Origin of the sequence: Ensifer sp. ENS08, assembly GCF_014852195.1 — a bacterium.
In the GTDB taxonomy this organism is placed as follows: domain Bacteria; phylum Pseudomonadota; class Alphaproteobacteria; order Rhizobiales; family Rhizobiaceae; genus Ensifer; species Ensifer adhaerens.
The window spans coordinates 122,812-144,144 of sequence record NZ_JACVBF010000005.1 but is presented as its reverse complement, the minus strand read 5'-3'; the positions used below and the strand labels follow the sequence as shown (position 1 = coordinate 144,144).

The following is a 21,333-nucleotide window of genomic DNA, read 5'->3' as shown; positions in this document are numbered from 1 at the left end:
GCCATGCGGGAAATCAACCTTCGTCCTTCGCCGATCAGTTCTACGGTCGATTTTTCGGCCGAGGGCGTTCAGCATGGTTTCCTGCGTCTGCCTCACAGCCGCGACGATTCCGCCTGGGGCTCGGTGATGATCCCGGTGACAGTCGTGAAGAACGGGGAGGGCCCGACGGCCCTTCTCACCGGCGGCAACCACGGCGATGAGTATGAGGGCCCGATTGCGCTCTTCGATCTCGCCCGCACGCTGAAGGCCGATGACGTCACGGGCCGCGTCATCATCGTGCCGGCGATGAACTATCCGGCCTTTTTGGCCGGCACCCGCACCTCGCCGATCGACAAGGGCAACATGAACCGAAGCTTTCCAGGCACGCCGGACGGCACGGTCACCCAGAAGATCGCGGACTATTTCCAGCGCACGCTGTTACCGCTTGCCGAGATCGTGCTCGACTTTCATTCAGGCGGAAAGACGCTCGACTTTCTGCCTTTCTGCGCCGCCCATGTGCTGCCAGACAAGGCACAGGAGGAAAAATCCTTCGAACTCGTCAGGGCCTTCGGCGCCCCATGGTCGATGAAGATGCTGGAGATCGATGCCGTCGGCATGTACGACACGGCGGCGGAGGAGATGGGCAAGGTCTTCATCACCACCGAGCTCGGCGGTGGCGGCACGGCGACGGCCAGGAGCGCGCGTATCGCCAAGGCGGGCGTTTCCAACGTGCTGAAGGCGGCAGGTATCTTGAAAGGGGCAGTCGAAAGCGGTGAAACCACGTGGCTCGACATGCCCGACGGCAACTGCTTTTGCTTTGCCGAGGACGGCGGCCTTGTCGAACCGTTCGTCGATCTCGGCGACCAGGTGAGGAGCGGGGAAATCGTCGCCCGCATCTATCCGATCGGCCGTACAGGCGACGAACCGCTGAACATACGGGCAAAGATGGACGGCATCCTCGTCGCTCGCCATTTCCCCGGCCTCGTCAAATCCGGTGATTGCGTCAGCGTGCTCGCAACTATTGTCGCGGCATAGGGCTTAAGGACCACCGGCGACCGTCGCGTGCGAGCCATCCCCTAACCGAAAGGAGACGCCTCGCTGACGTCAATAAAACAAGGCCAGGATTTCTAACGCGCCCTGCGGAATTGGCTAACGTCAAGGTCGGACAGTTCGCTCCAAGCGTGTTCGAATTTCGAACTCGCAGATTGCCAGGGTGGCATTGCTCTCCTGGCAGTCACGCGGGCCAGAACGACGCCGCCGGCTCGTTCGACAGTCACGATGACGCTACGGTGCCTGTCGTCTTCAGCGATCTTGTCGGCGATCGACCTGCCATTGGTCACCGCCTGACTGTCATTGGCGTGAAACGCTCCATGGTCATCGCGACTGATCCTGCCGGACAGGTGAATATGAAAGAGGTATCGGGGCATGTTGCCGCTCGAGCAATGATAACTTTTCTACTTCTTAGCAGTCTCGTTGATCTATTGCGCGTGACAGTTGCGTGACATGGCTTGTGGGGCGTGACGCAGCCATCCATCGATGGCAGGTGAGGTGCGGCCACGCTTGAGAGTGGCCGTGTGGTTGACCTCATCATTTTACGGCTCCGCGCTCCCGACACACGGGTCTCGTCCGTCGAACGTGGTGCGCGCCAGGCAGAGGCGCTTTCGTATCCTGCTACCTCTTACGCTCTTTTCGCGTGAGGGCTGCTCCTTGGTACGGCGACTGTGGAGCGTTCAACCAAGCGGACGCCGAGATTGACCCGGCGCACATTGATTTCGGGGTCGTTGATCCGTTCCAGCAGGAGTTGGATGCCGGCACGGCCAAGCTCACCCCGGTCGATCCGCATCGTCGTCAGCGGCGGGCGGCTGTGCCGGGCGATCGCGATATCGTCGACCCCGATGATCGAGAAGTCTTCCGGAACCGAGTGACTACTCGCTTCGAGAGCTTGCATGACGTTGATCGCGATTAGATCGGTGCTGCAGAAGAACGCGGTTGTGTCGGTGAAACGCCCCTGCTTTATGGCCTGCCGTATCGCCGGCGTGGTGTCGGGCTCTTGCAGGCCCATGCGACCGAGATCAAAGATGTGTCTATTTTCGTCGAAGGCAATTCCGGCCTCCTCCAGCGCGATCCGGAAGCCTTCAAGGCGCCGGCGTAGCGACAGGCGGTGGGGGATTGTCACGTGCACGATCTCGCGGTGGCCGGCCGCAAGTAATCTTTGTGCAGCGAGCCAGCCGGCAGACCAGTTGTCGGGCAGCACGCATGAGAGCCGCATCGTCCGGTCCATGCCGTTGATGATGACGGCCGGGATGCCGCTATCGACGATCCTGTCGATCATGACGGGATGGTCCATGCCGAGCACGACAAGGGCGCCCGGGCGAATGTCGCGCAGAATGTCAGAGATTTCGCTGATCGCGATCTCCGCATCCAGCGAGACAAGCCTGACGTCGATCCTGAGCGAGCTTGTGCTGGCCTCTGCAAGCACGCCCTGGATCACGTCCTCGTAGAAAGCCGAACTGGCATAAAACTGTGCCGGCATCACCAGCACAGTGCTCTCGACGCCGGCGCGGATCAGCGAGCGGGCCGCCCGGACCTGGTAGCCCAGGCGCTCCGCATGATCGAGGATCTTGCGCCGGCTTTCGTCGCCGACGCCACCGCGATTGTTGAGCACCTTCGATACGGACGCGACCGAAACGCCCGCGGCGTCGGCGATGTCCTTAAGTGTCGGGGCGTTCGATTCGTCATCCATTTCGACGAAGGTTCCTATCTGGCCGGAGTGGGCGAGATTGATCGCGGCTGCATGGTCATGATCGTCCACTACCAGAAGAAGCGCGTGTGCCCAAGCGAACGCATCAGCGCCTCCATGAAATAATAGTCGCCGTAGGGCAGCATCGCATCGGAATAGCCGGCGCTGGCATGGGCTGCGCCATGGGCGAGCAGCCCTTCGGCCTTGGGATCGCCCGTCAGATCGCAAGTGTCGAGCAGGCCGCCGATCAGGCGATCGCCAAATGCGTACCAGCGTTGTGCCTCCTCCGGTTCACAAAGCCCCGCGAGGATGAAGATGCCGGCCGCCATGATCGCGCCGGCGGAACTGTCGCGGGGCGCTGACTTGGCATCGGGAACCGAATAGTCCCAGACGGGGACGCCGTCGTCGCCCATCAGAGCTTCGGCCTTGGCAGCCAGACGTCTCGCGGCGTCGGCGAAGTGAGGGTTGCCGGTGGTTGCCGCGCACTGCGCATAGCCATGGATCAGCCAGGCCTGGCCGCGTGACCAGCAGGAATCGTCCGCATATCCTTGATGGGTCTCCCCGCGCAGGGGCTTACCGCTTGAAGGGTCGAACAGGAAGGTGTGGAAGCTTGTGTCGTCAGCGCGAACCAGGTGCTTCAGGGTTGTTTCGGCGTGGCCATCGGCGGCTTCGGCAAAATCGCCGCGGCCGGTCTCGCGGTGGGCCCAGTGTAGCAGCGCGAGGTTTTGCATCGTATCGACGATGACGCGCCCATTGACGAATTCGGAGCGAATGCCACCGTGGATCGAGCGAGCATTCCAGGCCTGGATATATCGTGCATCCGGGCGATAGCGCTCAAGCAGCCTCGCCGCAGCTTCAAGAGCGAGATCGCGAGCCTCCCGATCGCCTGTCAGCAGCCACTCCGCAACGCAGCTCAAAGAAAACTGGAAGCCGAGATCGTGGTCTTGCGCATCGCGATGGCGCAAGATGTCGCGAAAAATGGCGCGGCGGGCCCGGGCGGCGTTCAGGAAGCTGGGATCGCCCGTGAGTTCCAGCGCAAGCCAGAGCTGGCCGGCGTGAAAGCTCACGACCCAGTCAAAGGGCCCGCAATAGCTCCACGTCTGATCCGGCAGGCCAATCTTCGGATTGCGCAGACCGATTGTCGGCATGGTCTGGCGCAATTTGGCAATGCAGCGTTCCAAAGCCTGCTGGTGACGTTCGCGATTGGGGCGATTGCCAACCATTTCGACCGCGTTGAAGTAGCTGTTTCGTTCGATGCGCATGATAAGCCTCACGTTGGTTTCGTGAAGTTTTCGCACAAATACGATAATTTCGTCAACTACGAAACTTTCTGTTGACGGGAAAATTTCTAACCGCTAGGAGTCGGATGCTCGGGAGGAGCCGGGCATCGCTGGAGAGAGATACAATGTCCACATTAGGGACAACTGAAAGGCCGGCTGCCGGCAGCGGGTTCAGGCTCGCAGAGAGCCTGGCCGGGTACGGCTTTATCACGCCGTGGCTTATCGGCTTTTTTCTGCTGACGCTCGGGCCTGCTGTCGCCTCGTTCTATTTGTCTCTGACCGACTACAGCGGCCTTGGCGCAGCAAACTGGGTTGGCGCGGAGAACTACGTGCGCATCGCGACCGATGATCCGCGCTTCTGGACGGCGATGAACGTGACCTTCACCTTCGTGCTGCTGTCGGTTCCCTTGAAGTTGCTTTTTGCGCTTGCCGTGGCAGTGGCGCTGAACCGGGGGCTTGAAGGCCTGTCGCTCTTTCGTGCGATCTTCTATCTGCCGTCACTGGTCGGCGGCAGCGTCGCCGTGGCGGTCCTGTGGCGACAGGTGTTTGCCGGCGACGGATTACTCAATCAGGCGCTTAACGCGTTGTTCGGTTTCGAAGGGCCAAGCTGGATCTCGAACCCTTCGACGTCGCTTTATACGCTCGTTCTCCTGGCGGTTTGGCAGTTTGGATCCTCGATGATCATCTTTCTTGCCGGTCTGCGTCAGATCCCGCAGGACATGTACGAGGCGGCAAGCATAGATGGCGCCAGCAAGGCCCGGCAGTTCTTCAAGATCACCTTGCCGCTTTTGACGCCGGTGATCTTCTTTAATGCCGTGATCCTGACGATCGATGCCTTCAAGGCCTTCACCTCGGCCTTTGTCATCAGCGACGGAACCGGCGGTCCGATCGACTCCACGCTGTTTTACACGCTCTACCTCTACCAGGAGGCCTTCACCAATTTCCGCTTCGGCTATGCCTCGGCGCTGGCCTGGGTCCTGGTGCTCATCATCGCCTTCTTCACCGCCATGTCATTCCTGACAGCCAGGTACTGGGTTCACTACGATGACTGATGCCGCTCTTTCGACGACCACCATCGCTTCGCGCGCCGACGCCGGCGTATCTGGCACATCCCCGTGGAAACGTGCTCTGCTTTATGCGCTGCTCGTCGCGGTCAGCTTTCTCATGCTCTATCCGCTGCTCTGGATGGTCGCGAGCTCGTTCAAGCCGGACAGCGAGATCTTCACCTCGACGGGGCTGATCCCGACTGACCCGACAGTCGATGCCTATCGCCGCGGCTGGACCGGCTTGAGTATCGGCTTTGGCTGGATGTTCTTCAATTCGCTGGTGATTTCGCTGCTCGTCGTCATCGGCAACCTCATTTCCTGCTCGATGGCGGCCTATGCCTTCACGCGCCTACGTTTCAAGGGGCGCGGTTTCTGGTTCACACTGATGCTCGGCACCTTGATGATGCCGCAGCATGCGGTGCTGATCCCGCAATATGTGATGTTCCTGAAGCTTGGCTGGGTGAACTCCATCCTGCCACTGGTGGTGCCGAAATTCCTGGCGATCGACGCCTTCTTCATCTTCCTGATGGTGCAGTTTTTCCGGGGCATCCCGCGCGAGCTCGACGAGGCGGCCATCATGGATGGTTGCGGCCCGCTGCGCATCTTCCTGAAGGTGATCCTGCCGCTCTCAACGCCGGTGTTGGCGACGGCAGCCGTCTTCTCGTTCATCTGGACCTGGGACGATTTCTTTGCGCCGCTCATCTACCTGAATGACATCGAAAAATACACCGCCCAGCTCGGTCTGCGCACCTTCGTCGACTCCACCGGGACGTCGGACTGGGGTTCGCTCTTTGCCATGTCGACGCTGACGGTGCTGCCAATCTTCATCCTCTTCATGCTGTTCCAGCGACTGCTGATCGAAGGCATCGCGACAACCGGCATGAAGCGCTGACACCAACTGGAATTGAGAGATAGGGACGGAAACGATGACGACGCTGGCTTTGAGCAAGATCAAGAAGAGCTTTGGCAATCTCGACATCATCCGCGGCGTCGATCTGGCGATCGGCTCCGGAGAGTTCGTGGTTTTCGTCGGCCCATCGGGGTGCGGCAAGTCGACCCTTTTGCGCATGATTGCGGGGCTCGAGCCGATCAGCGGCGGCGAACTTTCCATCGGCGGCGAGCGCATGAACGAGAAGGAGGCGAGCCAGCGCGGCATCGCCATGGTCTTCCAGTCCTATGCGCTCTACCCGCATATGAGCGTCTACAAGAACATGTCCTTCGGTCTCGAAACGGCAAAGATGCCGAAGCCGGAGATCGACAAGCGGGTCCGCAAGGCCGCCGACATCCTGCAGATTACCCATCTGCTCGACCGCAAGCCGAAGCAACTCTCTGGCGGCCAGCGGCAGCGCGTAGCGATCGGCAGGGCAATCGTGCGCGACCCGAAGATCTTCCTGTTCGACGAGCCGCTGTCCAATCTCGATGCGGAGCTTCGCGTCCAGACGCGCGTCGAGATAGCCAAGCTGCACAAGGATATCGGCGCGACGATGATCTACGTCACCCATGACCAGGTGGAGGCAATGACGCTTGCAGACCGCATCGTCGTCTTGCGCGCCGGGGTCATCGAACAGCACGGCACGCCGCTCGAGATCTATAACCGGCCCGCCAACCGCTTCGTCGCCGGCTTCATCGGCTCGCCCAAGATGAATTTCCTCGATGCCGTCGCACGCGACATCCGCGACGGCGGTATCTCGATCGATGTTGCCGGCAGAATTGCGCGGCTCCCGATCGAGGAGCGCATCGCGGTTGGCACAAAGGTCAGCCTCGGCCTGCGGCCCGAACATATCGGTATCGACGCGACCGGCGGGCTCGAACTTGGCGCGCTGACGGTCGTCCATGTCGAGCATCTCGGCGGTCAGACCATCGTTTACGGGCGGCTCACCGACGGGCAGTCGCTGACGGTTGCTCTCGATGGCCAACGCCCGATCACTGCCGGCTCAACGCTGGACGTCCGGATTGCCGCGGAAAACTGCCACCTGTTCGACGGGGCCGGCGACCGCATCGGCCATTGATCGCAAAGAGAGATCTCAACGAACAAATCATGGAGGAGGAGAACATGATCAACAGACGCCATTTTTTGCGTAACGCCGCGCTTTTCGGGGCCGGCGCCACGCTCGCGACGATGCCCGCGTTCCGCGCCTTTGCGGAGGATTCCATGCGCCTTTATTGGTGGGGTACACCCAGCCGCGCCGAGCGCACGCTTGGCGTTGCCAAGCTCTTCGAGGCGGCGCATTCCGGCGCCAAGATCGTCGGCGAAGTGGGCGGGAGCGATTACTGGGCCAAACTGACGACGATGATCGCCGGTGGGAACGCCCCGGACATTTTCCAGCTCGAGCCCAGCCGCTTTGCCGATTATAGCCGCCGGTCCACCAACCTGCCGCTCAACGACTATCTCGGCAAGGTCATCCGCACGGACAAGCTGGTGCCAGGTGTGCTCGATCTTGGAACGGTCGACGGCAAGGTGACCGGTATGCCGTTGTCGCTGAACGCCTTTGCCATGATCTACGACGCTGAAGCGGTCACGAAAGCCGGGCTTATCCCGCCTTCGGCCAAAACCACCTGGGACGACTTCGCCAAGTTCTCGATCGACCTTACCAAGGCAATAGGCAAGAAGAACGTCTGGGCGGTTGGAAACGCGTCGCGCTACACATACGCCTTCGAGGCGTTTTTGCATCAGCGCGGCAAGAAGCTCTACACGGAAGCCGGAAAGCTCGGCTATGAGGCCAGCGATGCGGCCGATTGGTTCGGCTATTGGGAGAGCCTCACCAAGAACGGCGGCTGCGTCTCCGCCGAGATACAAGCGCTCGACAAGGTGCTGGTCGACAGCAACCCGCTGGCGACCGGCAACGCGGCCATCGCGATTGCCTTCTCAAACCAGCTCCCTGCCTTCCAGAAGATCTCCAAGAGCACGCTCGATATCACGTCGCTGCCGGTCAGCAGTGCGGATGGTCCCTCCGGGCTTTTCTATCGCCCCGGCTTGCACTGGTCGATCGCAAGCACCGCGAAGAACCCGGAACTCGCAGCGCAATTCATCGACTTTTTCGTCAACGACCTGGAGGCCGGCAAGATCCTTCAGGTCGAGCGCGGCGTGCCTGTAAACACCGACGTGCAGACCGCCGTTCTTCCCTCGATCGACGCCACGGCGAAAAAGACGGTCGACTATGTCAACGGCATTGCGGATCGCGTCGGCACCTACCCGCCGGCCGTGCCGCTCGGTGCTGGTGAACTTGACGAGCGCGTCTTCCGGCCGCTCGCCGACAAGGTCGCCTTCGGCCAGCTGACGCCGGCGGAAGCAGGCAACGAACTCGTCTCATCGGCCGACCGCATTCTCAAGGCCTGAGCATCCGCTCCACTTTGCCGGGCCGCGCGGGAAGTCATCCCCCCGCGCGGCAATGTTCGAACGGAAACCTTTGGCATGACCGACATGATCTTCCCCGAAACCCTGTTTAAACCGTGGGCGGGCAATCCGCTCAAAAGCCGCGCCGATGTCGAGGCCGCGCTCAAGGCGCTGGTGGAGCCGGTTGAACAATATCGGTCTGCCGGCGGCGCTCGCATCCGGCTGGATGCGCATGCGGCACATTTCGACCAGGCGTCCGCCGACTTGGAGGGCTATTCCCGTCTGCTCTGGGGCCTGGCACCGGCCGAGGTCGGCGGCGCAACGTGGATCGATTGGACGCCGATCGCGCGCGGTCTTGCCAATGGCTGTGATCCGGCCCATCCGGAATACTGGGGCGACCCGTTCGACCGCAGCCAGCGCCTCGTGGAACTCGCAGCGATCGGATTTGCACTGAGGCTCGTTCCAGACAAGCTCTGGGCGCCCCTGTCTACGGCCGAACGGCGAAACGTTGTTGCCTATCTGCTCAAAGGCCATGCCTGCGAATATGGCGACAACAATTGGAAGTTCTTCCGGTTGCTCGTCAGCATGGGTTTGAGACATGTCGGGGTCGATTGTGATCGAGAACTCGACAACCAGTACCGGCAGGAACTCGACGCGTTCTACCTCGGCGATGGCTGGTATCACGATGGGGATACGCGCCGCGCCGACCACTACATTCCCTTCGCCTTTCACTTCTATGGCCTGATCCTGGCGGCCCTCGATGGCGGCGACTGGACGAAAAGGTATCGGGAGCGGGCCCGACTGATCGCCGGAGACATGGCGAGATGGTTTGCCGATGACGGACCGGCGCTCTGCTTCGGTCGCTCGATGACCTATCGTTTTGCCATTGCCGGCCTCTTCGGCGCCATGGCGCTCGCAGGCGACGAGGAGATCCCCTTCGGACAACAGAAGGGTTACTTCCTGCGTCATCTGCGCTGGTGGGCGAAGCGCCCCTTCGCCGCGCGCGATGGCGTGATGCCCGTCGGCTACGCCTATCCCAACCTCATCATGTCGGAACCGTACAATTCCGCGCAATCGCCCTATTGGGCGCTGAAGGCCTTCCTTCCGCTGATGCTGCCGGCGGACCATCCGTTCTGGGCGAGCGATGAGGACGCCTGCCCACAGCGATCCGCCGTCTCCACGCAGCGCCATATCGGTTTCCTGATCGCCAATCCGGCAGGGGATGCCATTGCGCTCTCCTGTGGCCAGCACACGAGCGCCGAGAACACCTTCATCCGCTTCGCGCCTGAGAAATACGCGAAGTTCGCCTATTCGGGGCGATACGGCTTCAGCATCGAGAACGATCTCTGGCGGTTCGACAATTCCGTGCTCGAATCCATGATCGGCTTCAGCGATGACGGCGTGCATTTCCGCGTGCGCGAAACCAACGAAGAGGCGCTCGTCGCCAACAACCTTCTCTATGCGCGTTGGCGGCCCTTCGCCGATGTCTTGGTCGAGACCTGGCTTTACTGGGACGGCGATTTCCAGGTTCGGCTTCACCGCATCGACACGCCGCGGACGCTCGCCACGATCGAAGGCGGCTTTGCAGTCGGGCGAGACGCCGGCGAAGTTTGCAAACAGGGTGCCGGCCGCGCTGTCGTTGCCACGGCGACGGACCTGTCAGCCATCCTCGACATCGGTTCGACGAACCCTCGGGAGGGCCGCTGCCATATCGCTGCCCCAAACACCAACCTGGTTTCCGCAAAAACCTTGGTTCCGCAATTGCGCGGTACTGTTCCAGTCGGCGTCAGCACGCTCGCCGTCGCCGTGCTTGCGCAGGCCGATGCGACAGAGGGGACAAGGAAACTATCCCGCTTGCCTGCAGCACCCGACGTCGGAGCGCTGCGACGGCGCGTGTCCGAGACGGGGACAACCGTAACGCTGATGCGCGGCGTACCGCTCTGACATCCTCGATCCTGCCACAACGACCGAAAGACTTGATATGACGATCCCCGATTTTACATCCCGCCACGCCATCGATCCGCTTGCTGCCGCAGCGATGGGAACCGACGAGCTGCGTCACAATTTCCACATTGGCGGTTTGTTTGCGAGCGATCGCGTCAACCTCACCTATACCCATTACGACCGCATGGTGATCGGTGGGGCGATGCCGGTCGAGGCGGAGCTGACGCTCGAAGCCATCAAGCCGATGGGAACGAAGACGTTTCTCGAGCGCCGCGAGCTGATTGCCGTCAACATCGGCGGGCCGGGGCGGGCCGTCGTTTCCGGAAAGAGCCATGTGCTCGGTCCCCGTGACATGATCTATGTCGGCATGGGGTCGGACGTGGTGTTCTCGTCGGACGACCGGTCGAAGCCGGCAAAGTTCTATCTGTTGTCAGCCCCCGCGCACCGTACTTACCCGACAGCGCTTTTGACGATCGCGGGCGCGAAACGTCTCGATCTCGGCAGCCTGGAAACATCGAACGAACGATCGATCTTTCAGTTCACCAATGGGATCGAGACCTGCCAGCTGGTCGTCGGAATGACGGAACTGAAGGAAGGGTCGGTGTGGAACACGATGCCGGCGCACATCCATGATCGACGCATGGAGGTCTATCTTTATTTTGACCTTCCGGAGCCGGCGCGGGTTTTCCATTTTCTCGGAGAGCCTTCCGAAACCCGCCATATCGTGATGGCGAACGAAGAGGCGGTGCTGTCGCCGGTGTGGTCTATACATTCCGGTTGCGGCACCTCCAGCTATGCCTTCATCTGGGCGATGGCGGGGGACAATGTCGACTACACCGACGCCGACCCGGTCCCGATGGAGACGTTGCGATGAGCGATCTCTCGGCCTTCAGCCTCGACGGCAAGCGCGTGCTGGTTACGGGTGCCAACACCGGGATCGGCCAAGGCATCGCGGTATCGGTCGCCCGGGCTGGCGGCGAAGTGGTCGCGGTCGGACGCTCGTCCATGGCCGAAACAGTCGAAAAGGTCGAAGCGGCGGGCGGCCGGATCCAGCCGTTTGCCTGCGATCTTAGCGATGGAGAGGCGGTCAAAACGTTGCTTGACCGCGTCTGGGGACAGTGCGGCCCATTGGATGGACTGGTCAACAATGCCGGCATCATTCGTCGGTCGGCCTCCACCGAGCTCTCGGAGGCCGACTGGGATGACGTGATCGACCTCAATCTCAAGGCGGCCTTTCTTCTTTGCCAGGCCTATGGCCGAAAACTCCTGGACGAAAAGCGAGCCGGGCGCATCGTCAATATCGCCTCGTTGTTATCCTTCCAGGGCGGCATTCGTGTCGCATCCTATACGGCCTCAAAACATGGAGTGCTGGGCATTACCCGCATCCTTGCCAACGAATGGGCAAGCAAGGGCATCAACGTCAATGCGATCGCGCCTGGCTACATCGTCTCCAACAACACCGAGGCGCTGCGCGCGGATGCGAACCGCTCAGCGGCAATCCTTGACCGCATCCCGGCCGGTCGCTGGGGCACGCCCGATGATATCGGCGAGGCTGCCGTTTTTCTCTTGGCGCCGGCATCCCGCTACATGCATGGCGCGGTCGTCCCGGTTGATGGCGGCTGGTTGGCGCGATAAATTGCGTTGCTGCCGTCCGGGTAGCGATCAGGCCGGCGCAGAGGTTAGCCTGCGGGCAATGTCGAAAAAGGCGCTGACCAGTTTCCCGTTGCTGCGCTCGCGCAAACAGATGAGTGCTTCGTCCATCAGCATCTCGGGCGCTTCGATCTCGATGGGAATGAGGCGGCTGTCTTGCCCGAACTCCGCCGACGAAACGAAGCCGACCCCGCCGCCGGCGGCGACGATCTCGCGCACCGCCTCACGACCTTCGGCTTCGATGAGCGGCGTCAGTTGCACGCCACATTGCTGCGACATCGTTTCGAGCTTTTGGCGGGTCTTGGAGCCTTGCTCGCGCATGACCAAGGGGTGCTTCACGAGTTCAGCGAAAGTCACCTTTTTCTTGCCTTGCAGCGGATAGTCACGGCTCGCAAAGGCTATGATCGGCGTGGAGTTGAGTTTCAGGATGTCGAAGTCGCTCGATTGCGGGATCTCGCCGAGAACGCCGATGTCTGCCTCATAGGCGTGCAGGCTGGTGATGACGGTTTCGGTGTTGCCGGAATCGATCGACACCTGGACGGTCGGATAGGTGCGCCGGAAAGCGGCAAGGATATGCAGCAGGTGATGGGCGGCATCGGCAACGATCCGAAGTTTTCCCGCTCTCAGCGCCCGTGATTCCGACAAAAGATCCAGGGCCTGCTGCTCGACGTCGAACATGCGGCGGGTGACTTCCAGGAGCTGTTGGCCCGCCTGGGTCAGCGTCACCTGCTTCTTGTTCCGGTTGAAGAGGAGGACATCATATTCCTCCTCGAGCTTGCGCACCTGATCCGAGACTGCCGGCTGAGTAAGGAAGAGCGCTTCGGCGGCACGCGAGAAACCGCCGTGGATGGCCACGTTATGAAAGGCGCGGAGCTGGACATAGCGCATGCGTACGACGCCTTCTTGAATAGATTTGAACGATAGTTTGATTAAAACGAACGATTTGATTTATGTAAAGCGGGCGCGGATAGTTTTCGGATTCCACCTCTATCCGGAGCGCGCCTCATGAACCTCCCGGCCGTCGTCCTCGAGCTTGCCGCCGCCACCGTCCTCTTGCTCTACGCCGTCAGCCTCGTGAAGAAAGGTGTTGAGGCGGCGGCAGGCGACATCGTCGCGCGTACCGTCGGTGGCGCCGGTGGACGACCGCGTGCGGCCATCTGCGGCTGCGCGGTTGCCATTGCGCTGCAAAGCTCGACGGCGGTCGCCATGCTTGCCGCCGGTTTTGCCGTCAGCGGCGCGCTGGCGCTTGATACCGGCCTGGCGGTGCTGCTTGGTGCCGATCTCGGCTCGGCGCTTGTCGTCAAGATCCTGTCCTTCGACTTGCATTGGCTGGCGCCGCTTCTGATCGCCGCTGGCGGTCTTGCGCATCTGAAGGCATCGACCCGCAAGTCCGTCGAGACCGGGCGTGCAGTGCTCGGCATCGGTCTGCTGCTGCTCTCGCTGCAGATGATCGGCCATGCGACGCAGCCGCTCTCTCAGAGCCCGATGCTGCCTTCCGTCGTCGCTTTCGTCGGCAAGGATGCCTTGAGCGTGATGATCCTTGCCGCCTTCTTCACTTGGGCGCTGCACTCCAGCGTGGCAGCGATCCTGCTGATCCTGACCTTTGCCGTGAAGGGCATCGTGCCCCTGGACGTCGGCATTCCCCTGGTGCTCGGCGTCAACATCGGCGGCGGGCTCATCGCGCTGTGGCTGACCCGCGGTCTGCCGGTCGAAGGCCGACGCCTGCCGCTTGGTAATCTCCTCTTCCGCGCCCTGTTCGCCGCAGCGATCTTCGGACTCTTTTCGATGCATTCCCCGTTCGACTGGCTTCCTGGGGAGACTGTGGCCGGCAAGCTGGTCAATCTGCATGTGCTCTTCAACGCTGCCCTGGTTCTCGTCGGGGTGATTTTCTGCGGCCCGATGGCGCGCCTCGTTCGGTTGCTCATGCCGGAGGCCGCCGGTGCCAATGATCGTGCGGCTCATGTCAGCGCGCTTGACCCGGCGCTGATCGACAAACCGGCGCAGGCGCTGGCGGCCGCGGCACGCGAGGTGTTGCACATGGGCAATCTTATCGCCCGGATGCTGGAGCCCGTCATGACCGTCATTCACGCGCCGACACCGCAGGCGGTCAAGGCGCTCAGAAGCATCGATGGCGACATCCACGTGGCCCATAGCGCAATCAAGCTCTACATCGCCGCCGTCAACCGCGGCATCCTGACCGAAGAGCAATCGCGGCGCGGCATCGAACTCACCGAGGCGGCGATCCATCTCGAATATGCCGGAGACGTCGTCGCAAAGAGCCTCCTGCAAATGGCCGAGGAGCGGCTTGCGGGCGCAGGGACCTTCTCGCAGGAGGGATGGCGTGAACTCACCTTGCTGCATGCGGCCGTGTCTTCCAACGTCAGGCTGGCGGCCAATCTTCTCGTCTCCCCGGACCCGGTGATCGCGCGCGAAATGGTTCGGCAGAAGGAACATGTGCGTCGCCTGGTCGAAGAAAGCAGCAAGTGCCATCTGGAGCGGCTTCGGCAGGGCATCGCGACCAGCATCCTGTCGAGCGACATGCATCTCGAGATCGTTCGGGCGCTGAAGGAGGTCAATTCGCTGGTGACGACGATGGCCTATCCGCGCCTGCGCGAGAGCGGGGACCTCCTGGAAAGCCGGCTCGTGCCTGCTGCTTAGATATATAAATTGAAACGATAGATTGATACAAAAGAACGATTTTACAGATAGATGTTTCCGCCCCATTGTCGTTCTCGAACACGCCAACCGCGAGGACGGACAATGCCAAACACCGCTTCTGAAAGAACCATCGCGCCCCTGGAAACACCGAGGCTGGGCGAGCCCTATCTCTTGACGCCCGGCCCGCTAACCACGGCCTATCGGGTTAAGGAAGCCATGCTGCGGGACTGGGGTTCCTGGGATGGCGATTTCCGGGCAATGACCGCCAAGCTTCGCCAGGAACTGCTCGAGATTGCCGGCGATGCCAAGGGCGAGTTCGATTGCGTGCCGATGCAGGGCAGCGGTTCGTTTTCGGTCGAGGCGATGCTCGGCAGCTTCGTCCCGAAGGACGGCCGTGTGCTGGTGCTGATGAACGGCGCCTATGGCAAGCGCATCGCCCAGACGCTTTCCTATCTCGGTCGTGACTATATGACGATCGACAAGGGCGACTACATGCCGCCACGCGGTCCGGAGGTTGCAGCAGCGCTCGATGCCGACCCTGGAATCACCCATGTCGTGATCGTCCATTGCGAAACGAGCTCCGGCATCCTCAACCCGTTGAAGGAGATTTCCGACACAGTCTATTCCCGCGGTCGCAAGTTGCTCGTCGACTCCATGAGCGCCTTCGGCGCAGTGCCGGCCGGTATCGGCGATTTCCGCTACGAGGCGATCGTTTCTTCCGCCAACAAGTGCATCGAGGGTGTGCCGGGCTTCGGCTTCGTTATCGCCCGCAAGAGCGAACTGGAGGCAGCCAAGGGGCGCAGCCATTCACTCAGCCTCGATGTGCATGCCCAGTGGGACTACATGAACAAGACCGGCCAGTGGCGCTTCACGCCGCCGACCCACGTTGTCGCGGCGTTCCTGGAGGCCTTGCGTCTGCATCGGGAAGAGGGCGGTGTCGCCGGTCGCGGAGCCCGTTATGCCCGCAACCGCGACGTCATGGTCGCGGGCATGCGCGAGGCCGGTTTCGAGACGTTGCTTGCCGACCAGTGGCTGTCGCCGATCATCGTCACCTTCTTCAGCCCGGCCCACCCGGCCTTCGCCTTCGACCGCTTCTACGACCTGATGAAGGACAAAGGCTTCATAATCTACCCGGGTAAGCTGACGGTGGTCGACAGTTTCCGCGTCGGCTGCATCGGTCGCATGGACGAGCATGTCATGCGCCGCGTGGTCGAGGCCGCCCGCAACTCACTCTCCGAAATGGGCGTCGACAGCGCCGCTCCCCCGGCCGTCGCCCTTGAAGAACGTCGCCGTCTCGCTGCCTGAACTGAGGAAATTACGATGAACAAGATGTCCAAGATCACCGTTACCGCCAACCGTCGCACCTATCCCTGGCCGAATGTCCCGGCCATCGCCATCTGCCTCGACGGCTGCGAGCCGGCCTATCTCGACGAAGCCATCAAGGCCGGGCTGATGCCGACGCTCGAGCGCATCCGCAAGACCGGGACGGAGCGCACCGCGCTCAGCGTTATCCCGAGCTTCACCAATCCGAACAACCTTTCCATCGCTACCGGCCGGCCGCCGGCGATCCACGGCATCTGCGGCAACTATCTCTACGAACCGCAGACGGGTAACGAAGTGATGATGAACGATCCACGCTTCCTGCGCGCCCCGACCATCTTCAAGGCTTTCTACGATGCGGGTGCGAAGGTCGCCGTGGTGACGGCGAAGGACAAGCTCAGGGCGCTGCTCGGCCACGGGCTGAAGTATGACGAGGGCAGGGCCATCTGCTTCTCGTCTGAAAAGGCGGACAAGACGACCGAGGCGGAAAACGGCCTCGACAATGCCTCGGCCTGGCTCGGTCGCGCTGTACCGGAAGTCTATTCGGCCGATCTCTCCGAATTCGTCTTTGCCGCCGGCGTCAAGCTGCTCAAGGAATTTCGGCCGGATGTCATGTACCTGACGACCACCGACTATGTGCAGCACAAATATGCGCCGGGCGTACCCCAGGCGAACGCCTTCTATGAGATGTTCGACAAGTATCTGACCGACCTCGACGCGCTCGGCGCGGCCATCATCGTCACGGCCGACCACGGTATGAAGCCGAAGCACAAGGCGGACGGTTCGCCGGATGTCATCTACGTGCAGGACCTGCTCGACCAATGGCTCGGCAAGGACGCCGCGCGCGTCATCCTGCCGATCACCGACCCCTATGTCGTGCATCACGGCGCGCTCGGCTCGTTTGCCACGGCCTATCTGCCCGAAAGTGCGGACAAGGAGGAGATCATCGAGCGGCTGCAGGCGATCGAAGGCATCGACGTCGTGCTCTCCCGCCCGGAAGCCTGCGTACGCTTCGAGCTGCCCGACGATCGGATCGGCGATCTCGTGCTGATCTCCTCGGAAAACAAGACGCTCGGCACCAGCGAACATCGCCATGATCTGGCGGCGCTGAACGAACCGCTGCGCTCGCATGGCGGCCTGACCGAACAGGCGGTGCCTTTCATCGCCAACCGCAAACTGCCCGAATTGCTGACATCCGCGTCGTTGCGCAATTTCGATGCGTTCTACTACGCGCTCGTCGCAGCCGCCCAGACAACGCACTAGGGAGGGAGCGATGACCAAGGTGGAAACAGCATTTGCAATTCGCCACGAGCCCATGCGGATCGCCGGCAAGACAGTCGATACCGAAGGGCGCATCGAGGTGCGCTACCCTTTCAACGATGCGGTGATCGGCACGGTGCCTGCGGGCAGCGCCGAGCATGCGCGCAAGGCCTTCGAGATCGCGGCCGCCTACCAGCCGAAGCTGACGCGTTACGAGCGTCAGCGCATCCTGCTCAAGGCTGCGGACCTGCTCGTTGCCCGCAAGGAGGAGATCTCTGATCTGATCACGCTGGAGCTCGGGATCTCCAAGCAGGACTCGCTCTACGAGGTCGGCCGCGCCTTCGACGTGCTGACGCTCTCGGGCCAGATGTGCATTCATGACGACGGCGAGATCTTCTCCTGCGACCTCACACCACACGGCAAGGCGCGCAAGATCTTCACCACGCGCGAACCGCTCAACGCCATTTCGGCGATCACGCCGTTCAACCATCCGCTCAACATGGTGGCACACAAGGTCGCGCCGGCGGTTGCGACGAACAATTGCGTTGTGCTCAAGCCGACAGAACTGACGCCGATGACGGCGCTTATCTTCGCCGACATTCTCTATGAGGCCGGCCTGCCGCCGGAAATGCTCTCGGTCGTGACCGGCTGGCCCGCCGATATTGGCATGGAGATGATCACCAATCCGAACTTCGACCTCATCACCTTTACCGGCAGCGTTCCAGTCGGCAAGCTGATCGCGGCCCACGCCCACTACAAGCGGCAGATCCTGGAGCTCGGCGGCAACGACCCGCTGATCATCCTCAACGATCTGTCGGACGACGATCTCGCAAGAGCCGCGGATCTGGCCGTTGCCGGCGCGACGAAGAACTCCGGCCAGCGTTGCACCGCTGTGAAACGCATCCTCTGCCAGGAGAGCGTTGCCGACCGCTTCGTGCCGCTGGTGCTCGAGCGAGCGAAAAAGCTGAGGTTCGGCGATCCGATGGACCGGGCGACGGACCTTGGCACGGTCGTCCATGCCAAGGCGGCGGAAGTCTTCGAGCGGCGGGTGCACCGGGCAGCGGAAGAAGGGGCGGAGATCCTCTACGATCCCGGCCGTAAAGGCGCCCTCTTGCCGCCAATCGTTGTCGACCGCGTTAAGCATTCGAGCGAACTGGTGATGGAAGAAACCTTCGCGCCGATCATACCGATCGTGCGCGCGCCCGATGATGACGACGCGCTGATCGCGCTCTCGAACTCAACCGCCTTCGGCCTTTCTTCCGGCGTCTGCACCAATGACTTCCGGCGAATGCAGAAATACATCGCCGGGCTGAAGGTCGGCACGGTCAACATCTGGGAAGTGCCGGGTTACCGGATCGAGATGAGCCCCTTCGGCGGCATCAAGGATTCCGGCAACGGCTACAAGGAAGGCGTCATCGAGGCGATGAAGAGCTTTACCAACGTCAAGACATTCTCCTTGCCATGGTGATTTCAAGCGTTTCCCCCGCTGATTCACCCCTCTGGGAGCCGCCATGGCGGCTCCCTTTCTATTTGCTCCCGCAGCGTCGCGGGGCTCTGCGCGACGCGCAATCTTAGATCTGCTCCTTCATCCGGCAGATTGTGCGAAATCGTATCGAAACCTGCCGCCGCCTTGGTCAAGCGCGGTTTCCATGCCCAGTTCTGCGGCAGAACATCCATAGTTTTTTTCTTCTAATCGATAAGAATAATAAATTTTACTTACAGGAAACCGCTGCGCAGAATGTTTCCCGAAGCCGATCACAACAGGGCAACGACAAGATTGTCCGCCGCGCTTCCCCGGTTTTACCAGGACCTCAGAGGAGAACTTCAATCATGAACAGACGCATGCTCTTTGTGCTTGCCGGCGCCGTTTCCGCTGTGCTTCCTGCCATCGCTGCCGCTGAAACACAGCTCACCGTCTACACCGCCGTCGAAGCCGTCGACCTCGACCGCTACAAGGCGACCTTCGAAAAGGCCCACCCGGACATCAAGATCAACTGGGTGCGCGATTCCACGGGCGTCATGACCGCCAAGCTGCTTGCAGAAAAAGACAATCCGCAGGCCGATGTCGTCTGGGGGCTCGCTGCAACCTCGCTGCTTCTCTTGAAGACCGAAGGCATGCTGGAACCTTACAAGCCCAAGGGCGTCGAGACGCTCGACCCGAAATTCGTCGACAAGGACACGCCGCCGAGCTGGGTTGGCATGGACGCCTATGTCGCGGCTCTTTGCTACAACACGGTCGAGGGCGAAAAGCTCGGCCTCAAGCCGCCGACGAGTTGGAAAGACCTGACGAACCCCGAATACAAGGGCCACGTGGTGATGCCGAACCCGGCATCCTCGGGCACCGGTTTCCTCGACGTCTCCGGCTGGATGCAGATGTGGGGCGAGGAGAAGGCCTGGGACTACATGGACAAGCTCCACGAGAACATCTCCGCCTACACCCATTCCGGCTCCAAGCCGTGCAAGATGGCAGGCGCCGGTGAAGCCGTCATCGGCGTGTCCTTCGAGTTTCCGGGCGCCAAGGCCAAGAGTGCCGGTGCACCGATCGACATCATCTTCCCCGCCGAGGGTTCGGGCTGGGAGGCCGAGGCAACCGCAATCATCGCTGGCACGGCAAACCTCGAAGCCGCAAAGACGCTCGTCGACTGGTCGGTCACCAAGGAAGCGAACGAAATGTACAATGCCGGCTATGCCGTCGTTGCCTATCCGGGCGTCGCCAAGCAGGTCGAGCACCTGCCCGACGACATCGCTTCCCGGATGATCGTCAACGACTTCGAGTGGGCCGCAAACAACCGCTCTGACATCCTCAAGGAATGGCAGAAGCGTTACGACGCCAAGTCTGAACCGAAGAGCTGAGCCTGATCGGCCGGGCGCAGCGCCTTTGCGCTGCGCCCGATCGCATTTCTCGGAAAGAAAATCCCTCAAGCCAGCGGAGCTTGCAGATGAGGCATGCCCTGTCGATCGAACCGACGCCCACCAGCCGTCAGCACTTCGCCGATGACGCGGCCGCGGAGCCGGCCCCCTACTTGCAGATCTCGGATCTCTGGAAGACCTATGGCGATTTCGTCGCGCTTCGCGACATTTCGCTGTCGATTGCCAGGGGCGAGTTCGTCTGTTTTCTCGGCCCGTCCGGCTGCGGCAAGACGACGTTGCTGCGAGCCATCGCCGGTCTCGACCTGCAGACGCAAGGCACCATCCTGCAAGACGGCCGCAATATCTCGACGCTGCCGGCTTCCCGCCGCGACTATGGCATCGTCTTCCAGTCTTATGCGCTCTTTCCCAATCTGACGATCGAGCAGAACATCGCCTTTGGCCTGGAAAACACCGGCCGATCGAAGGCGGGGGTCGCATCCCGGGTCGCCGAACTCTTGGAAACGGTCGGCCTTTCGGCGCACGGCAAGAAGTATCCGGCCCAGCTTTCCGGTGGCCAGCAACAGCGCATCGCGCTTGCCCGCGCCATCGCCATCTCGCCGGGGCTATTGTTGCTCGACGAGCCGCTGTCGGCACTCGACGCCAAGGTTCGCGTGCACCTTCGCCATGAGATCAAGGCGCTGCAGAGAAAGCTCGGTGTGACGACCATCATGGTGACGCACGACCAGGAGGAGGCCCTCGCCATGGCCGACCGGATCGTCGTCATGAACCACGGCGTCATCGAGCAGGTCGGCTCGCCGACCGAAATCTACCGTCATCCCGAAACGCTGTTCGTCGCCGACTTCATCGGCGAGACCAATCAGTTCGAAGCCCGGGTTCTTGGAGATGACGAAGTCGAGATCGGCCACTCCGCCTTTTGCTGTTCGACGGAGGATTTTTCCGCCGGCCACGCGGCAACGGCGGTCGTCCGCCCGGTCGACATCATTCCCCACGGAGCCGATGCCCATGCCGTCAACGCCAGCGACCGGCCGGCCACACCGCAGAACCTGATCGATGCCGAGGTGCGCGAGATGGAGTTCCTCGGCATGTTCTGGCGCACGCGCCTGACGGCCCCGCGTCTCGGCGAGCGCACGCTGGTTGCCGACTTCTCCGTCAACGCGGTGAGACGCCTCCGGATCGAAACCGGCGGCGCCATCCAGGTGGAGATCCCGCGCGAACGCCTGCTGCTCTATCCGAGGGGGGCTGGACGATGAA

17 protein-coding genes are annotated in these 21,333 nt (G+C 61.7%); 14 read left to right on the top strand and 3 right to left on the bottom strand.

Annotated features, from left to right (window positions below):
* Window positions 1-3: 3 nt before the first annotated feature.
* On the top strand, window positions 4-1,014 hold the full coding sequence (gene doeB / locus IB272_RS14305; RefSeq protein WP_192444501.1) for a N(2)-acetyl-L-2,4-diaminobutanoate deacetylase DoeB: 1,011 nt from the start codon (window positions 4-6) through the stop codon (window positions 1,012-1,014).
* Window positions 1,015-1,657: 643 nt separating this feature from the next.
* On the opposite strand, the gene IB272_RS14300 is transcribed toward doeB, so the two are convergent.
* A complete protein-coding gene (locus IB272_RS14300; RefSeq protein ID WP_127890390.1) occupies window positions 1,658-2,722 on the bottom strand; it encodes a LacI family DNA-binding transcriptional regulator in 1,065 nt (354 codons plus the stop codon).
* 68 nt (window positions 2,723-2,790) lie between these two features.
* Complete coding sequence (locus tag IB272_RS14295; protein ID WP_060643679.1) at window positions 2,791-3,981, bottom strand: glycoside hydrolase family 88 protein; 1,191 nt, start codon at window positions 3,979-3,981, stop codon at window positions 2,791-2,793.
* 143 nt (window positions 3,982-4,124) lie between these two features.
* Here IB272_RS14295 and IB272_RS14290 point away from each other — a divergent pair, with 143 nt between their 5' ends.
* The 7 genes from IB272_RS14290 to kduD all read left to right on the top strand — a co-directional run bounded on the left by IB272_RS14290 (window position 4,125) and on the right by kduD (window position 11,958).
* Complete coding sequence (locus IB272_RS14290) at window positions 4,125-5,051, top strand: sugar ABC transporter permease (RefSeq protein ID WP_034794779.1); 927 nt, start codon at window positions 4,125-4,127, stop codon at window positions 5,049-5,051.
* Window positions 5,052-5,163: 112 nt separating this feature from the next.
* The gene (locus IB272_RS14285) at window positions 5,164-5,937 is read left to right on the top strand and encodes a carbohydrate ABC transporter permease (protein WP_226020913.1); all 774 of its coding nucleotides are present in this window, start codon (window positions 5,164-5,166) and stop codon (window positions 5,935-5,937) included.
* Between the two features lie 34 nt (window positions 5,938-5,971).
* Entirely contained in the window at window positions 5,972-7,054 is a 1,083-nt protein-coding gene (gene ugpC / locus IB272_RS14280) for a sn-glycerol-3-phosphate ABC transporter ATP-binding protein UgpC (RefSeq protein ID WP_034794772.1), read from the top strand.
* A 44-nt stretch (window positions 7,055-7,098) separates the two neighbouring features.
* A complete protein-coding gene (locus tag IB272_RS14275; protein ID WP_192444500.1) occupies window positions 7,099-8,382 on the top strand; it encodes an ABC transporter substrate-binding protein in 1,284 nt (427 codons plus the stop codon).
* A gap of 75 nt (window positions 8,383-8,457) precedes the next feature.
* Window positions 8,458-10,323, top strand: a complete 1,866-nt coding sequence (locus IB272_RS14270) for a DUF2264 domain-containing protein (protein WP_192444499.1) — start codon at window positions 8,458-8,460, stop codon at window positions 10,321-10,323.
* A gap of 37 nt (window positions 10,324-10,360) precedes the next feature.
* Window positions 10,361-11,197 (top strand): 5-dehydro-4-deoxy-D-glucuronate isomerase, encoded by an 837-nt coding sequence (kduI, locus tag IB272_RS14265; protein WP_060581367.1) that lies wholly within the window; start codon window positions 10,361-10,363, stop codon window positions 11,195-11,197.
* A complete protein-coding gene (kduD, locus tag IB272_RS14260; protein WP_034794766.1) occupies window positions 11,194-11,958 on the top strand; it encodes a 2-dehydro-3-deoxy-D-gluconate 5-dehydrogenase KduD in 765 nt (254 codons plus the stop codon). The genes kduI and kduD overlap by 4 nt, the downstream gene beginning before the upstream one ends.
* A 27-nt stretch (window positions 11,959-11,985) precedes the next feature.
* On the opposite strand, the gene IB272_RS14255 is transcribed toward kduD, so the two are convergent.
* The gene (locus IB272_RS14255) at window positions 11,986-12,861 is read right to left on the bottom strand and encodes a LysR substrate-binding domain-containing protein (RefSeq protein ID WP_034794762.1); all 876 of its coding nucleotides are present in this window, start codon (window positions 12,859-12,861) and stop codon (window positions 11,986-11,988) included.
* A 117-nt stretch (window positions 12,862-12,978) separates the two neighbouring features.
* On the opposite strand from IB272_RS14255, the gene IB272_RS14250 reads away from it, so the two are divergent.
* From IB272_RS14250 to IB272_RS14225, 6 genes are all read left to right on the top strand, one after another.
* Window positions 12,979-14,631, top strand: coding sequence for a Na/Pi cotransporter family protein (locus IB272_RS14250; protein WP_192444498.1), 1,653 nt, complete (start codon window positions 12,979-12,981; stop codon window positions 14,629-14,631).
* A 102-nt stretch (window positions 14,632-14,733) separates the two neighbouring features.
* Entirely contained in the window at window positions 14,734-15,936 is a 1,203-nt protein-coding gene (locus tag IB272_RS14245) for a 2-aminoethylphosphonate--pyruvate transaminase (RefSeq protein WP_192444497.1), read from the top strand.
* Window positions 15,937-15,951: 15 nt separating this feature from the next.
* On the top strand, window positions 15,952-17,214 hold the full coding sequence (gene phnA / locus IB272_RS14240) for a phosphonoacetate hydrolase (protein WP_192444496.1): 1,263 nt from the start codon (window positions 15,952-15,954) through the stop codon (window positions 17,212-17,214).
* A 10-nt stretch (window positions 17,215-17,224) separates the two neighbouring features.
* Window positions 17,225-18,679, top strand: a complete 1,455-nt coding sequence (gene phnY, locus IB272_RS14235) for a phosphonoacetaldehyde dehydrogenase (protein ID WP_034794751.1) — start codon at window positions 17,225-17,227, stop codon at window positions 18,677-18,679.
* A gap of 374 nt (window positions 18,680-19,053) precedes the next feature.
* Window positions 19,054-20,064 (top strand): putative 2-aminoethylphosphonate ABC transporter substrate-binding protein, encoded by a 1,011-nt coding sequence (locus IB272_RS14230; RefSeq protein ID WP_246810365.1) that lies wholly within the window; start codon window positions 19,054-19,056, stop codon window positions 20,062-20,064.
* Between the two features lie 86 nt (window positions 20,065-20,150).
* Window positions 20,151-21,332 carry a putative 2-aminoethylphosphonate ABC transporter ATP-binding protein gene (locus tag IB272_RS14225; protein ID WP_034794744.1) on the top strand — a complete coding sequence of 394 codons (1,182 nt, stop codon included), beginning with the start codon at window positions 20,151-20,153 and terminating at the stop codon, window positions 21,330-21,332.
* The last annotated feature ends 1 nt before the right edge of the window (window position 21,333 follow it).